We start from the raw sequence: 14,706 nt of genomic DNA, 5'->3' as shown, positions 1-14,706 counted from the left end.
CAAACCGAGTCAAGATGCCGCTGCTATTCACTGATAGGTAACTTTTTACCGATCGCTCTGGTAGCATGACGATCGATTTGTCCCGACGGCCGTCAAGGCGGCGCCCTGTCGCGTCACGCTCCCGTCGGCAACTGACACCGGCAGTGCCAATGACTCAACCGGGAAGGGAATGCCGCATGCGAAAACCAGAATCTACTGTTCAAATTCGACTGATTCCCAAGGCGGCGGCCTGTATCACAGGCGTGAGTTTGCTATTCATCTCTACCCTAGGTCATGCCCAGGAGTTTTCACTGTTCGGTGGCGGCTCGCGCGCGGGCAGCACGAACACCTATACGTGGGCCTTCAACTATCAGGAAGGCCTGGGTCAATACTTCGCCGGCAGTTTCACGTGGCTTAACGAGGGGCATATTCCGAACCACCATCGCGACGGTCAGATGATCCAGTTGTGGGGGCGCATTCCTGTGGGCAACCCGCAATTCGTTCTGCAAGCGGGCGTCGGCCCTTACCGTTACTTCGATACGACCACCGCCGTGGAAGGCGGCAGTTATTCCGACACTCACGGCTGGGGCGTGGTGTACAGCGTGCGCGCCGCATACTACGCGTCGAGCCGGTGGATCACGCAGCTCCAGTTGAATCGCGTGCACGTTCAGCGTGGGCCGGATGCGACCAGCGTGATGTTCGGTGTCGGCTATCAGCTCGACGCCCCGGACTCGCCCGGTCCACGCGACTGGGCGAGCGGCAGCACGCACAAAGTCACCAATAACGAAGTGGCGGTGTATCTCGGCAAAACCATCGTCAATTCAACCAGTTCGCCGAGCGCGTTCGGCGGCGCAATCGAGTACCGGCGCGGCCTCGCGAAGTATCTCGACGTCACGGTCGGCTATCTCCACGAAGGCAGCAGCAAGGTGGCGCGCCGCGACGGTTTCACCAGCCAGTTATGGGCCACCCGCGCGTTTCTCAACGACAAGGTTGCGCTCGCGCTCGGCCTCGGCGCCTACTACGCGATCAACGAGAACGAAAACAGCGCGTCGCCTGGGCCGGGCGCGGGCAAGTTCTCCGGTCTCGTCACGATTGCGGGCTCGTATCGTCTAAGCGACCATTGGGACGCGCGGCTCGAATGGAACCGCGTCGTGACCCGCTATGATCGCGATTCGGATGTGATTTTCGGCGGGCTGGGCTATCGTTGGTGAATTGGGTGAAGGCCCACGCGCCAGGCGTCAAGTGTTGTCATGCAAGCAGAAGCAGTCTCTCGAACCGCAAGTCAAGACTCGGAAAAACGGAGAACAGCATGAAAGCCAGCACCATCGCCGAGCGGGAGGCCCGGGGCCGCGCCGCCCGTGAGCACTCGAAACGTTCAAGCCATAAAGCGGTAGGCGAACTGCATCGCAATCCGATCGAGTTGCTCAAGCAAAGCAGCGAGGGCAGGGTGCACAACCTCGTGCCGCTGCGCTACGGGCGCATGGCCGCCTCGCCTTTCGCGTTTTTTCGCGGCACCGCGATCCTGCAGGCGCACGATCTCAGCAAAGTGAGCGACACGGGCCTGACCATGCCGATCTGCGGCGACGGCCATCTGATGAATTTCGGCGGTTTCGCCACGCCCGAGCGGCAACTCGTCTTCGATCTGAACGACTTCGACGAGGTGTCGGTCGGACCATTCGAGTGGGACCTGAAACGACTGACCGCGAGCCTCGTCGTCGCCGCGCGTCATATGCGTCTGAGCCGGGGCACGGCGGAAAGTCTGGTGATGACGGCGGTCACCGAATATCGTGACCGCATGGCACATTATGCGCAATGCGGCGCGCTCGAACTCTGGTACGACCGCATCAGCTTCGAGTTGATGGCGGAAACCGCCTTGACGCCTGAACGCCGCCGCACCGTGCGGCGCGGCATGGAAAAGGCCGCGAGCCGGACGCACGAAAATCTGCTCGAGAAAATGGCGGAGCACGACGGCGATCACTGGACCATTCGCGACGCGCCACCGGCTCTGTTCCACGTGCTCGGCGCCAACACCCTGTTCACGCCGGAAGAGACCGAAGCATTCAGAAGCGGGAACTGGCGCAAGATGGTCGAACGCATGTGGGGCGAATACGAGAAAACGCTGTCGCACGACCGGCGCGAACTGCTGGGCCATTTCACCATGCAGGACCTCGTGTTCAAAGTGGTCGGCGTCGGCAGCGTCGGCACGCGCTGCATGGTGATGCTGCTGGTCGATCACATGGGCAAGCCGCTGTTCCTGCAAATCAAGGAGGCGCGACCCTCGGTCATCGCGCAGTTCTACAAGTCGCCGGCCATCAAGCACGAGGGCGAACGCGTCGTGCGGGGGCAACGCATGCTGCAGGCCGCTAGCGATATCTTTCTCGGCTGGGCGACGGGACCGCTCGGGCGGCATTTCTACTTTCGTCAGTTGCGCGACATGAAGCTGTCGGCAAACATCGAGTTGTTCGACTCCGACCTGCTGGATGGTTATGCGCGCTTATGCGGCTGGATCATGGCGCGGGCGCATGCCAAGGCGAGCGGGCAGGCAATCGAAGTGAGCGCGTATATCGGCCGCGGCGATCAGTTCGCGGAAGCGCTCACCGGCTACGCGATGGCCTACGCGGACCAGGTGGAACGCGATTACGACGTGTTCCTGAAGGCATGCCGCGGCGGCGAGCTGGAAGCGCGCACGGACGAGGATATGGCGGCGGATTTCCGCGTATAGCGGATGCATTCGCGATCGCGCGGCTCGCCGGGCTAGGTGGCGGGCGGGCCGCGCAACGCCTCGCGCAACGTCACGAAACGCAGACTCAGCCGTCGGCGCGCGCCTCGCGCAATGTCACGAAACGCAGCTGTCGCTGCCGCGCTGCGCCGATCACACTCGGCAACACCGCGACGATCAATGGCGTGCCGTCGGCGGTGAGGGCTGCGTTGCCATCGTGCAGCAAGAGAATGTCCCGCGGCGCGAGACCGTCGAGCAGGCGCCGCGTGACCACGTGCGGATCGCGCTCGCGCGTGTCGTAGCCACGCCGCGTCCACGCCGCGAGGCGCAGGTCGAGCTTGCGCAAGACCGGTTCGAGAAAGATGTTGCGCAGGCCGGCCGGTGCGCGGAAAAACATCGGCCGCTCGCCGCTCAGTGTTTCGAGCGTGCGTTGTGCGGCATCGATCTCCCGCGTGAGCGCGCCCGGAAACGTCACGGAAAACGTGTGTACGTGAACCTGCGAGTGGTTTTCGAGCGCATGGCCGCGCGCGACGATCTCCCGCGTGAGCGCCGGGTAGCGCTGCGCCTCTGCGCCGATACAGAAGAAGGTGGCGCGCACGCCGAAGGCGTCGAGCAGATCGAGCACTTGCGGCGTGACGACCGGGTCCGGGCCGTCGTCGATGGTCAGCGCGATCGCGTCGGCGTTGCGCGGGGTAGCGGGCAGGCGCGTCCAGTTCGGGCCGAGCAGCGAGGTGCGCGGCAGCAGTCCGGCCACCGTGAAAATGGCGTGATTCACAAAGATCGCGGCGAGCCACCAGGGCCATGCCGCGGGCGCGAGCAGCCATCCGGCCAGCACGAAAACGTGCCATGCGGCGGTGGCCGTGAGCATCGCGGGATAACCGGTGCGCGGCCAGCGGCGTGGCGGCGTGCGGTGGGTGCCATGCGGCGGCGTGGAGAGTTCTTTCATCAAGCGTGCTTCCTGTCTTCCTTCCTTCGTCCTGCGAAGGCCTTACATCGCGCGCGTGACGCGCAACAGCAAACGATACCATTGATGCGCGCCGCGACGTGCCCGCCGACAGGAGCGGTAAAATGTGAAAGCACGCTGAAAGACGTTGTGCTTCGCGACAATCGGGTCCGCTGGGTGATGTAGCGGCACATCTGCTCTTTTACTGCGCGCATTGCGATGCGCCAGGCTCGCGGCGAACGATTTCCTTGAGGCGTGGTGGGTTTGACGAGCGCCTATCAACTGGCCGACGATGATGTGATCGTCGGCACCTCGCCGATGTCCGACGTACAGGGTTGCAGGTTCCGCAAGGATGACCCGCGGTTCATGAAGCTTGCAGCCAGTTTGCATGATCTGCACAACGAGGAGACGTGCCGTGACGGGAACGGGAATCAAGAAGGTCGCGCTGGTGACGGGCGCGGGCAGCGGAATCGGCCGCGCGTGTGCGCTCAAGATGCTGGAGCACGGCTATAGCGTCGTGCTGGCCGGCCGCCGGCAGGCGCCGCTCGACGCAATCGTGCAGGAAGCGCAGCAACTCGGCGGCGACGCGCTGGCCGTGGCGTGCGACGTCACGGATGCGGACAGCGTCGCTGCCTTGTTCGACACGATCCGCGAACGGCGCGGCCGGCTCGACGTGCTGTTCAACAACGCGGGCCGCAATGGTTCGCCCGTCGATATCGACGAACTCTCGATCGACGAATGGCGCTCGGTGGTCGACACTAACCTCACCGGCGTGTTCCTGTGCACGCGCGCGGCCTTCGGTTTGATGAAAACGCAGAGCCCGCGTGGCGGCCGCATCATCAACAACGGCTCGATCTCGGCGCATGCGCCGCGGCCCAATAGCATTGCCTATACCGCGACCAAGCACGCGATCACCGGCCTCACGAAAGCCGTGTCGCTCGACGGCCGGAAATACGACATTGTCTGCGGGCAGATCGACATCGGCAATGCGGCGACCGAGATGGCCGAACGCATGGCGCGCGGCGTGCCGCAGGCCAACGGCGAAATCGCCGTCGAGCCGCTGATGGACGTTCAGCATGTGGCCGACGCCGTGCTGCACATGGCCGAACTGCCGCTCACGGCAAACGTGCAGTTCATGACCATCATGGCGAGCAAGATGCCGTTCATCGGCCGGGGGTGATGGCCGGAGCGCGAGCAGCAAGCCGCGCCGGATCAACTTATACTGGGCGCTTTCCGCCTCGATGGAACCCGCTTCGCCGTGCCCCGAGCCACACCTGAGGACGACCCGCAACCGGTGCCGCCCGATCTCGACGATTGTTGTCATAGCGGCTGCAATCCGTGTGTGTTCGATCGCTATGACGAAGCGCTCGAACGTTATCGAGCCGCGCTCGCCGAGTGGCAGGCGCGGCAGCAAGTGCTGCCAGCGCAGCACGTGACGGCGGCGCGGCGAAGCAAGCCGCGCACGCGCCGTTGAACGGCGCTCGAGGTTTTGCCTCGAGGCCGCAGTTCTCACCCAGCCCCGTCATGACCGACCTTCAGTCCGCGCCTCTCGAACCCCTGAATGAATCGCACACGCTGGACGACCTGCATCGCTTCGTGCAGCGTTATCCGCGGCTGTTCGTGCTGACCGGCGCGGGCATCAGCACCGACTCGGGCATTCCCGGCTACCGCGACGACAACGGCGAATGGAAGCGCTCGCCGCCCATCACGCTGCAGGAGTTTCTCGCCACGCTGGCCATGCGCCAGCGCTACTGGGCGCGCAGCATGGTCGGCTGGCCGGTGGTCGCCCACGCCGAGCCCAACGCCGCGCATACCGCGCTCGCGCGGCTCGAAGCGGCCGGCCATGTGCCGACGCTGGTCACGCAGAACGTGGACGGCCTGCATCAGCGGGCGGGCAGTCGCGAGGTGATCGAACTGCATGGCGGTATCAACGGTGTGACGTGTCTGGACTGCGGCATGCAGCACTCGCGCGCGTCGATCCAGCAGACCCTCGAAGCGGACAATCCCGCGCTCCTGAACGTGACGGCCGAAACCGCCGCGGATGGCGACGCGCATCTCGAGTGGCACGACCTTGGCGGGTTTCGCATTCCGGCCTGCCCGAACTGCGGCGGCCTGCTGAAGCCCGCGGTGGTGTTCTTCGGCGAAAGCGTGCCGAAGGAGCGCGTGGAGGCGGCCTCGCATGCGCTCGACGCGGCGGACGCCGTGCTCGTGGTCGGCTCGTCGCTGATGGTCTACTCCGGCTACCGCTTTTGCGTGTGGGCGCAAAAGCAGCGCAAGCCGGTGGTTGCGATCAACCTGGGCCGCACGCGCGCGGATCCTTTGCTGTCGCTGAAAATCGCGGCGCCGTGCGCCGAGACGCTGACCGCGCTGGCCGGCCGGCTGGCGCTGGATTGAACGGTCGGCCCGACAAAAGAACGCAACCCGAAAGGAAAACCCATGTTGACGACGATCGCACAGCTGGAAGCCCTCTACGGTCAGCCGCACGAGCGCGCCGTGCGTAAAGAGATTTCGTTTATCAACGAAGACTATCGCGCGTTCATCGAAGTCGCGCCGTTCGCCGTGCTCGCCACCGCCGGCCCTGAAGGCCTCGACTGTTCGCCGCGCGGGGACGCGCCGGGCTTTGTGCGTATCGTCGACGAACGCACGCTCGCGCTGCCGGATCGCATCGGCAACAATCGCCTCGACAGTCTGCGCAATATCATCGTTGAGCCGCGTCTGGCGCTGCTCTTCATCATTCCCGGCGTGGGCGAGAGCTTGCGCGTGAACGGGCGCGGCCGCATTACCGACGATCCGCAATGGCTGGACAGTTTCGCTGTCGAAGGTAAACTGCCGCGCACCGTGCTGCTGATCGACGTGGACAGCGTCTACTTTCATTGCTCGAAAGCGTTGGTGCGTTCGAAATTATGGGATCCGGCGCATTACGTCGAGCGCTCGCGCCTGCCGAGCGCCGGCGAGATTCATCGGCGTATCAACGGTGCGCAGTTCGACGCGGTGACCTACGATCGCGAACTCGCCGAGCGCGTGCGCACGGCCTTGTACTGAAACCGAAGCTGACCATGACAGATTCCCATCCGGCGTTGCGGCAACGTTCGCCATCCGCCGAACGCAACCGTGAACCGATTCTCGCCGTGCTGCGCGAAGCGCTGCCGGCCACCGGCCGCGTGCTCGAAATTGCGAGCGGCACGGGCCAGCACGCGATCTGCTTTGCGCGCGCCATGCCCGGGCTCGACTGGCAACCGAGCGATGCCGATGCCACAGCGCGCGAGTCGATCGCGGCGTGGATCGCGCACGAGGGGCTCGCGAACGTGCGCGCGCCGCTCGCGCTCGACGTGCATCAGCCGGATTGGGGCGTGGATACGCTCGACGCCGTGGTTTGCATCAACATGATTCACATCTCACCGTGGAGCGCGACGCAGGCGCTGTTCGCGGGCGCGAGCCGCCGTCTCGTGGAGGGCGGCGTGCTGTATCTCTACGGTCCTTACAAACGCGGCGGCGTGCATACTTCACCGAGCAACGAGGCGTTCGATCAGCAGTTGCGCGGCCGCGACCCGGCATGGGGCGTGCGCGACATGGAAGCCGTGGTGGCGTTGGGCGCTTCGGTCGGATTCGTGTGCGACGAGCCGGTCGCCATGCCGGCCAACAATTTCAGTCTGGTGTTGACGAAACGCGCGGGTGCGGCGCGGGTCTGACTAACGTTCGACGCAATGAATTGCGCCGCCCGCTGCCTGCCGGCGAGCGGCAAGCCGGCAATTCTTTTATTCTTTCACCCTCGACGCCCGCCGACGTTCCTTCCGGCGCGGCGTCACGACATTTTTTGGACTCTGGAGAATTCACATGGGCAAACAGGCAATCGGCGTGGTGGGGCTGGCGGTCATGGGCCGCAATCTGGCGCTCAACATCGAGAGCCGCGGCCACGCGGTGTCGGTGTACAACCGTAGCCGCGAGAAAACCGACGAACTCGTCGCCGAATATCCGGACAGGAAGCTGGTGCCGGCCTTCACGTTGGAAGAATTCGTGGAGTCGCTGGAAAAGCCGCGCCGCATTCTGCTGATGGTCAAGGCAGGCGAGGGCACCGACGCCACGATCAACCAGTTGAAACCGCTCCTCGACAAGGGCGACATTCTGATCGACGGCGGCAACACGCATTTCACCGACACGATCCGTCGCAATCAGGATCTCGCCAAGTCCGGCCTGCATTTCATCGGCACCGGCGTCTCGGGCGGTGAGGAAGGCGCATTGAAAGGCCCGTCGATCATGCCGGGCGGCCAGCGCGACGCCTACGACCTCGTGGCCCCGATCCTCACCGAAATCGCCGCCAAGGCGCCGGACGGCGAGCCGTGCGTCGCCTACATGGGACCGGACGGCGCGGGCCACTTCGTGAAGATGGTGCACAACGGCATCGAATACGGTGACATGCAGCTGATCGCGGAAAGCTACGCGGTGCTCAAGCAGGTGGTCGGACTCTCGAACGAAGAGCTGGGCAAGGTCTACACCGAGTGGAACGAGGGCGAGCTCGACAGCTATCTGATAGAAATCACCTCGAAGATTTTCAGCAAGAAAGACGAAGAAACCGGCAAGGATCTGGTCGACGTGATCCTGGATCGCGCCGCGCAGAAGGGCACCGGCAAGTGGACCAGCCAGAACGCGCTCGATCTCGGCGCGCCGCTGCCGCTGATTACGGAAGCCGTGTTCGCGCGCGTGCTGTCGTCGCTGAAGACGCAGCGCGTGGCCGCGAGCAAAGTGCTGGAGGGCCCGGCGGCCAAGCCGCTCGCCGCCGAGCGTCAGGCGTTCATCGAGTCGGTGCGCCGCGCGCTGTACTTCAGTAAGGTGATCTCGTACGCGCAAGGCTTCGCGCAACTGCGCGCCGCCTCGGAAGAGTACAAGTGGGATCTGGATTTCGGCACGATCGCGAAGATCTTCCGCGCCGGCTGTATCATCCGCGCCCGCTTCCTGCAAAAAATCACGGACGCTTATACGAAGGACAAAGCGATCGCCAATCTGCTGCTCGATCCGTATTTCCGCGACATTGCAAAGAACTACCAGTCGGCCTTGCGCGAAGTCGTGATCGCGGCGATCAACGCGGGCGTGCCGGTACCGGCTTTCGCGTCGGCAATCGCGTATTTCGACGCGTATCGTTCGGAACGCCTGCCGGCGAACCTGGTGCAGGCACAGCGCGATTTCTTCGGCGCGCATACTTTCGAACGCACCGACAAGCCGGGCAGCTTCCACGCGGACTGGAGCTGAGCGTTTGAATGACGGCCCGGCGCGTCCTTGCATCAAGGCGTGCCGGGCTGCGCAGGCGCTTTAAATTCGAGACAGGAAATTGTTGCTGAAGGGCGGCGCAGAGGTAGGCTGGACGGGCGATGCGCCGCCTACTATTGCTATTTTTGAAATAGAGTTTCGTCGTTTCAGGGGTTTCCCCTAGGTGTCGACACTCCTAAACTTCTACTTAACCGCTGCGGGACACCAAGTCCCAGGCGCATTAAAACAAGTTCTGGAGGTTTACATCATGAAGTCCCTTATCTCTGCAGTCGTCGTTGCCGCCGCTCTGGTTGCTCCCGTTGCTTCGTTTGCTCAATCGAACCAGCCGGTGACGCGCGCTCAAGTCCGCGCTGAACTGGTTCAACTGGAAAAGGCCGGCTACAACCCGGTGGGCGATCATACCGACTACCCGTCTAACCTGCAGGCCGCTCAGGCTCGCGTCGATGCTCAAAACGGTACTGCCCAAGCCGTGAACAGCGGCTACGGCGCACCTATCGCCGGCAGTTCGCAAGCCGGCCGTCCGCTGAGCAGCAACGACCGTAACTCGGTCTACTTCGGCAACTAATTCGCGCCGAATGTGATGGGAACGTCGCCTGACTGACAGGCGACGCGCAAATAGAAATGCCGTCCGGATTGCCGGGCGGCGTTTGTCGTTTACGGCGCGGCTTGGGCGCGTGCATCTGTGGCAGGCCGGGCGGTGAATAATAAGCGGCGGACCAGCGGCGCCCGGGAATGGGCGCCGGGGTCAGGGCATTGCGGGTGTAGGCGGGGGCGTACGTCTTAATGCAGCGAGCGATGCCGGCGGCCTATTTCATCGAATAAGGCGCGGCTGGGTTCGAGGGCCAGCAGCCAGGATTCGTCGTAGCCGCTCAGATTGTCGAGCGCCTCGCGCAAGCGCTCGATCGCCACAGCGGGAATCTCGACGCTCGCTTCCACGCCACTCGACAACCCGGCGACGCTGGCCAGTTGTACCAGCGCGTCGGCGGCTTCGGCCACGTCGGCGGCGAAAACCAGGTGGGTGTTCAAAAGCTCGACCAGACCCGGCGACGCCGCAATATCGTCGACGTTGAGTTGCACGGCCAGAAAAGTGGCTTTGTTCATCCTCAACTCCCTCGCAGATTTCAGACGTTAGCTTATGGCGTGCCGACAGCAAGACTGAGTATAGGCCAGGGCTCCAATGATTCAATGATCACACGAATCGGCCGCGCGGCCCGTTGGTGGCGAGCAGGCCGCCTGCCACACCTATAATGAGGCCAGCCGCCACGGGGCTCGCACCGGTCGGGCCAGGCCGCCGCGCCCGACGGGCCGCGACTGGCGGCGTTGTTTCTTCTCAACTGTCTGGTGACCATGAAGATCATTCGCAGCAAGGATTTCACCGCGACGCGCGCCTGGGGCGCGCTCGATATCGCCAACATGGGCGGCATTACGACGCGGCTGCATTGGGCCGATCAACCCTATAAGTGGCATGTCAACGACGGCGAGGAAGTGTTCGCCGTGCTCGATGGCCGCGTCGAGATGCGCTATCGCGAGGGCGGAGTCGAAAAGTCGGCCGTTCTGGAAACGGGCGACGTGTTTTACGCCGCGGTGGGTACCGAACATGTGGCACATCCGATCGGCGCGGCGCGCATTCTGGTAGTCGAGTCGGAGGGCAGCGTCTGAAGGTTGGCGCAAGGGCGGTGCCATACCGGCGCGGTGATCGTCGCGCGCGGCGGCATAATGGAGAGCCGCCGCGGCGCCCGCGAGGGCGTGGGAGAGCGCGCGCGACGCGCGGCACGGCAAATGCTTGGCCATCGATTGAATCCGATTGATTGAACAAAGAGTCGAGGAAAATCACATGACAAGACCATGGCAATTGACGGGGACCCGGTGGCTGACAGCCGCCGCGCTCGGCGTGATGTTCAGCGGCTGCACGACGATGCCGTGGGACAGCACGCCGTTTTACAGCAGCACGCCGTCCCGGCCGACCACGCTCAGCACGGTTCCTGTTCCCGCCGGTTTTTACCGGGTCAATCCGGGTGACACGATCGGCGCAATTGCGTCGGCTTACGGCCATAAACCTCAGGAAATCGCGGCGTGGAATGGCCTCGCGGCCAACGCCGCGGTCAATCCGGGGCAAGTGCTGCGGGTGTCTCCGCCAATGGCCTCGGGCAGTGTGGTGACGCCGCCAGTCGCCGTCGCGCCGAATGGTCCCGCTACGGCGCCCGGCGCGCCCACGGCGTCCGCCGGGCCACAGCAAGGCGTGTTGCAATGGCCGGTTCGAGGGCCGGTGCTCAGAGCGTTCGCGCCGGGCAAGTCGAACGGCATCGTGATCGGCGGACGGCCGGGCGATCCGGTCAAGGCGGCCGCCACCGGCCGCGTGGTCTACGCGGGCTCGGGTATCGAAGCGTACGGCCCGCTCATCATCATCAAACACGACGATTCGTTGATTACCGCCTACGGGCAGAACAGCACGCTGCTGGTCAAGGAAGGCGACGCGGTCGCGCAGGGGCAAACCATCGGCGAAGTCGGGGTGGACAGCCGCGGCGTCGCGTCGATCCAGTTCGAGGTCCGTCAGAACGGCCAGCCCGTCGATCCGCTTGCCTGGCTGCCGAAGCCGGGCGGATGAAGCTTCCTGTTTAGCGCGATTTCAGCGCAGCGTTAATTGAATATACTGTGTGGCTAAACTGCCTGCGGCGGGCTCGCCCGTCGGCAGCGACGCAGCGGTGTGGCGACCGGCCGTCGCAGGCTGTCATTCATAGACGCACAGGGACACACAATGATCGATTTGCGCAGCGATACCGTAACCCGTCCGAGTCCGGCGATGCTCGCGGCCATGTCGGCCGCCGAAGTGGGCGACGACGTCTGGGGCGACGACCCCACCGTGCTGCGTCTGCAGGCCACGGGTGCCGAACGCGCCGGCAAGGAGGCGGGTCTGTTCTTCCCGAGCGGCACGCAAAGCAACCTCGCTGCCTTGATGGCGCACTGTGCGCGCGGCGACGAATACATCGTCGGGCAATTGGCTCACACCTACAAGTACGAAGGCGGCGGCGCCGCAGTGCTCGGCAGCATCCAGCCGCAGCCGCTCGAGAATGCCGCGGACGGTTCGATCCCGCTGGAGAAGATCGCCGCCGCGATCAAGCCCATCGACAACCATTTCGCGCGCACGCGGCTGCTGGCGTTGGAAAACACCATCGGCGGCAAGGTGCTGCCGGCGGCTTATGTCACGGAGGCCGTGCAGCTTGCGCGTCAGCGCGGGCTGTCCGTTCATCTCGACGGCGCACGCGTCTACAACGCGGCAGTCGCGTCGGGCAAGCCGGTCGCGGCATTGTGTGAACCGTTCGATTCGATCTCGATCTGTTTTTCGAAGGGACTCGGCGCGCCGGTCGGCTCAGTGCTGGTCGGCAGCCAGGCGCTGATCGACGTGGCGCACCGCTGGCGCAAGGTGCTGGGCGGCGGCATGCGTCAGGCCGGCATCCTGGCGGCCGCTTGCCTGTACGCGCTCGATCACAACGTCGAGCGTCTCGCCGACGACCACGCGCACGCCGCGCATCTGGCAGCCGGCCTGGAAGGCATCGAGCACGTCAAGGTGCAGTCGGTCGCGACCAATATGGTGTTCGCTCAGTTTCCGCAGCAGCATTGCGCGCCGCTCGAAGCGTGGCTCAAGGAGCGCGGGATTCTCACGCAGATGCTGTATGCGTCGCGATTCGTGACGCATAAGGACGTGTCGCGCGGGGATATCGATACGTTCATCGCTGCGGTGAAGGCGTATTTCGCGGCGCGGTGAGTGGCTGCCGGTGTGGCGCGCTGTTAGTTAGGCAAAGCACCAAAAACAAAGCACCGAAAACAAAGCGGACGCACTGTCACCCCAGGGCGCCCACTTTGTTCATTTCATCGACGCTTTCGCATGCACACCCGACCGATGTGACGGCGCCAGCAAACGCAACCCGCTCGCCAGACTCGCCGCGCCCGCAAAGAAGGCGCCGGTGCTGAGCGCCAGCGTCGGGCCATGCCGGCCCGCAATCCCGAAGCTCAACGCGACCAGCGCGGCGCCGGTGGTCTGCCCGAGCAGCCGCGCGGTCGCAACGATCCCGCTGGCGCCGCCGCTGCGCTCGGGCGGCGCGCTCGCCATCAACGCTTTCAGATTCGGCGACTGGAAGAAGCCGAAGCCCGCGCCGCAAATTGCCATGCGAATGCCGATGTCGAGCACGTGCGGATGAACCGGCAACAGCGCGAGCGAAGCCATCCCGGCCGACATCACCGCGAGGCCGATCGCGCCGAGCAGCCCCGGCGGATAGCGGTCGGACAGATTGCCCGCCAGCGGCGCGGCGAGCGCGACCACCACCGGCCATGGCGTCATCAGAAAGCCGGTTTCGACCTGACTGCGATGCAGCACGTCCTCGAAGTAGAACGGCAGCGAGACGAACGCCAGCCCTTGCGCGGCAAACGAGCAAACCGCGGTCACCGCCGACAACGCGAATACCGGCCGCCGGAACAGATCGACCGGCAGCATCGGCGCCGGGTGGCCGGCTTCGCGGCGAATGAGCAACAGCCCGAACACGACCGCGACAGCCGCGGCGCTCAGCACCAGTTGCGTCGAGGCTCGCTGGGCCGCCTCGCCGAGCGCGAAGATCAGCGCGGCAAACGTGACCACATTCAGGAGCGCGGCAACCGGATCGAAGTTGTGCCTGCCGCGTTCGGTGTGCGGCAAGGCCGGCCATGCGAAACCCAAAGCCAGCAGGCCGAGCGGCACGTTGACCGCGAACAGCCAGGGCCACGCGGCGACGGACAGAATCAGCGAAGCCACCGTCGGCCCGACCGCGAACGACACGCCGACGATCAGCGCGTTGGTGCCGAGGCCGCGTCCAAGCCGGTGGGGCGGATACAGATAGCGGATCAACGCGGTATTCACGCTCATGATCGCGCTCGCGCCGAGGCCTTGCACGACGCGCGCGGCGGCGAGCAGCGGCAGCGTGGACGCGAGCGAGCACGCCAGCGATGCCAGCGTGAACAGCGCAATGCCGCTGATATAGATCCGCCGATGCCCGACGATATCGCCCAGCGCGGCAAGCGGCAGGAGTGTCGCGACCATCGCGAGTTGATACGCGTTGATGATCCACACCGACGCCGCGGGCGCCGCGTGCAGGTCGGCGGCAATGGCGGGCAGCGCGGTATTGGCGATGGCGGTGTCGAGCGTGGCGAGCGCGACGGCGAGCATGATCGCGGCCATTGCGCGGCGGTTGGCGGCGGACATCGGGGCGTCCGCGGGGAAGGGCTGGGCTGCGGTTGCGCTGGGTTTGTCGGACAAGGCGTGGCTCGTCGGGTTAGGCATGCCGACGCGCAGCACGAGTCGAGAAGCGTGGTGCGCGAGCGGCAGGGGTTGCGTGGCGATAGGCGCGCGTAGCCTGAATCCGGCGTTTGAAGCGTATCAGGGCAGGGCGCGCGGCGAATGTAGCGATTGTTACAGAGGCGCGGAAATCGTGCTGAAGACGACGGCGCGGAGCGCATCGATCTCACGGTTCATATTGCAACTAACGGTCAAGCCCAGGCGGCGTCCACGAACTGGCCGGTGCGCACGTTGTGACACGCCTTCCGGCACAACCGCCTGGCAGACGATGCGCTCTCATTCCACCACACACCTGGTCCATAGCCGCATTCATCCGCGCGTCATGCCGCGAAAAAATAATGGCGTTGCTTTCACTCACCGCGCATCTGGAGATACGCAATCGTTTGCCTGTTTTGCGCAGCCGATGCACGCGCGCAGTGCCATCCACACGCGCGCTGCACCGCCCGTGTGCGAAAAAGCGGTGTGCTACCGTGTGTCGGC

At 64.7% G+C, this 14,706-nt stretch carries 16 protein-coding genes; 12 read left to right on the top strand and 4 right to left on the bottom strand.

Going from position 1 to position 14,706, the window contains the following annotated elements:
- Positions 1–176: 176 nt before the first annotated feature.
- Together P0D70_RS02685 and P0D70_RS02680 are read left to right on the top strand one after the other, a co-directional pair.
- Complete coding sequence (locus tag P0D70_RS02685; protein ID WP_408182279.1) at positions 177–1,190, top strand: hypothetical protein; 1,014 nt, start codon at positions 177–179, stop codon at positions 1,188–1,190.
- A 98-nt stretch (positions 1,191–1,288) separates the two neighbouring features.
- Positions 1,289–2,701 carry a DUF2252 domain-containing protein gene (locus P0D70_RS02680; RefSeq protein WP_408182277.1) on the top strand — a complete coding sequence of 471 codons (1,413 nt, stop codon included), beginning with the start codon at positions 1,289–1,291 and terminating at the stop codon, positions 2,699–2,701.
- Positions 2,702–2,786: 85 nt separating this feature from the next.
- On the opposite strand, the gene P0D70_RS02675 is transcribed toward P0D70_RS02680, so the two are convergent.
- Both P0D70_RS02675 and P0D70_RS02670 read right to left on the bottom strand, forming a co-directional pair.
- Entirely contained in the window at positions 2,787–3,644 is an 858-nt protein-coding gene (locus P0D70_RS02675) for a polysaccharide deacetylase family protein (protein ID WP_408182275.1), read from the bottom strand.
- Positions 3,645–3,686: 42 nt separating this feature from the next.
- The gene (locus P0D70_RS02670) at positions 3,687–4,076 is read right to left on the bottom strand and encodes a hypothetical protein (RefSeq protein ID WP_408182272.1); all 390 of its coding nucleotides are present in this window, start codon (positions 4,074–4,076) and stop codon (positions 3,687–3,689) included.
- On the opposite strand from P0D70_RS02670, the gene P0D70_RS02665 reads away from it, so the two are divergent.
- The 7 genes from P0D70_RS02665 (at position 4,057) to P0D70_RS02635 (ending at position 9,468) form a co-directional block, all read left to right on the top strand.
- Positions 4,057–4,821, top strand: a complete 765-nt coding sequence (locus tag P0D70_RS02665; RefSeq protein WP_408182270.1) for an SDR family oxidoreductase — start codon at positions 4,057–4,059, stop codon at positions 4,819–4,821. The genes P0D70_RS02670 and P0D70_RS02665 overlap by 20 nt on opposite strands.
- A gap of 78 nt (positions 4,822–4,899) precedes the next feature.
- The gene (locus P0D70_RS02660) at positions 4,900–5,115 is read left to right on the top strand and encodes an oxidoreductase-like domain-containing protein (RefSeq protein WP_408182266.1); all 216 of its coding nucleotides are present in this window, start codon (positions 4,900–4,902) and stop codon (positions 5,113–5,115) included.
- Between the two features lie 50 nt (positions 5,116–5,165).
- Positions 5,166–6,035 carry an NAD-dependent protein deacetylase gene (locus P0D70_RS02655; RefSeq protein WP_408182264.1) on the top strand — a complete coding sequence of 290 codons (870 nt, stop codon included), beginning with the start codon at positions 5,166–5,168 and terminating at the stop codon, positions 6,033–6,035.
- 42 nt (positions 6,036–6,077) lie between these two features.
- Positions 6,078–6,683, top strand: coding sequence for a pyridoxamine 5'-phosphate oxidase family protein (locus P0D70_RS02650; RefSeq protein WP_408182261.1), 606 nt, complete (start codon positions 6,078–6,080; stop codon positions 6,681–6,683).
- Between the two features lie 14 nt (positions 6,684–6,697).
- Positions 6,698–7,330: a DUF938 domain-containing protein gene (locus tag P0D70_RS02645; RefSeq protein WP_408182259.1), complete on the top strand. Its 633-nt coding sequence runs from the start codon at positions 6,698–6,700 to the stop codon at positions 7,328–7,330.
- Between the two features lie 145 nt (positions 7,331–7,475).
- Complete coding sequence (gnd, locus tag P0D70_RS02640) at positions 7,476–8,885, top strand: NADP-dependent phosphogluconate dehydrogenase (protein ID WP_408182257.1); 1,410 nt, start codon at positions 7,476–7,478, stop codon at positions 8,883–8,885.
- A 265-nt stretch (positions 8,886–9,150) separates the two neighbouring features.
- Positions 9,151–9,468, top strand: a complete 318-nt coding sequence (locus P0D70_RS02635; RefSeq protein WP_091802832.1) for a DUF4148 domain-containing protein — start codon at positions 9,151–9,153, stop codon at positions 9,466–9,468.
- Between the two features lie 215 nt (positions 9,469–9,683).
- Here P0D70_RS02635 and P0D70_RS02630 read toward each other — a convergent pair whose 3' ends face one another.
- A complete protein-coding gene (locus P0D70_RS02630; RefSeq protein ID WP_011491138.1) occupies positions 9,684–10,004 on the bottom strand; it encodes a hypothetical protein in 321 nt (106 codons plus the stop codon).
- Between the two features lie 246 nt (positions 10,005–10,250).
- Between P0D70_RS02630 and P0D70_RS02625 the strand changes: the two genes are divergently transcribed.
- The 3 genes from P0D70_RS02625 to ltaE all read left to right on the top strand — a co-directional run bounded on the left by P0D70_RS02625 (position 10,251) and on the right by ltaE (position 12,666).
- On the top strand, positions 10,251–10,562 hold the full coding sequence (locus P0D70_RS02625) for a cupin domain-containing protein (protein ID WP_408182254.1): 312 nt from the start codon (positions 10,251–10,253) through the stop codon (positions 10,560–10,562).
- 175 nt (positions 10,563–10,737) lie between these two features.
- A complete protein-coding gene (locus P0D70_RS02620) occupies positions 10,738–11,508 on the top strand; it encodes a peptidoglycan DD-metalloendopeptidase family protein (protein WP_091802828.1) in 771 nt (256 codons plus the stop codon).
- 150 nt (positions 11,509–11,658) lie between these two features.
- Positions 11,659–12,666, top strand: coding sequence for a low-specificity L-threonine aldolase (ltaE, locus tag P0D70_RS02615; RefSeq protein ID WP_408182247.1), 1,008 nt, complete (start codon positions 11,659–11,661; stop codon positions 12,664–12,666).
- Positions 12,667–12,765: 99 nt separating this feature from the next.
- Here the strand turns inward: ltaE and P0D70_RS02610 are convergent, their stop codons facing one another.
- On the bottom strand, positions 12,766–14,133 hold the full coding sequence (locus P0D70_RS02610; RefSeq protein WP_408182245.1) for an MFS transporter: 1,368 nt from the start codon (positions 14,131–14,133) through the stop codon (positions 12,766–12,768).
- Between the last annotated feature and the right edge of the window lie 573 nt (positions 14,134–14,706).

The organism is Paraburkholderia sp. RL17-381-BIF-C (assembly GCF_046026435.1).
GTDB lineage: Bacteria > Pseudomonadota > Gammaproteobacteria > Burkholderiales > Burkholderiaceae > Paraburkholderia.
The sequence above is the reverse complement of the archived record's forward strand: the minus strand, read 5'-3'. Positions and strand labels throughout refer to the sequence as shown.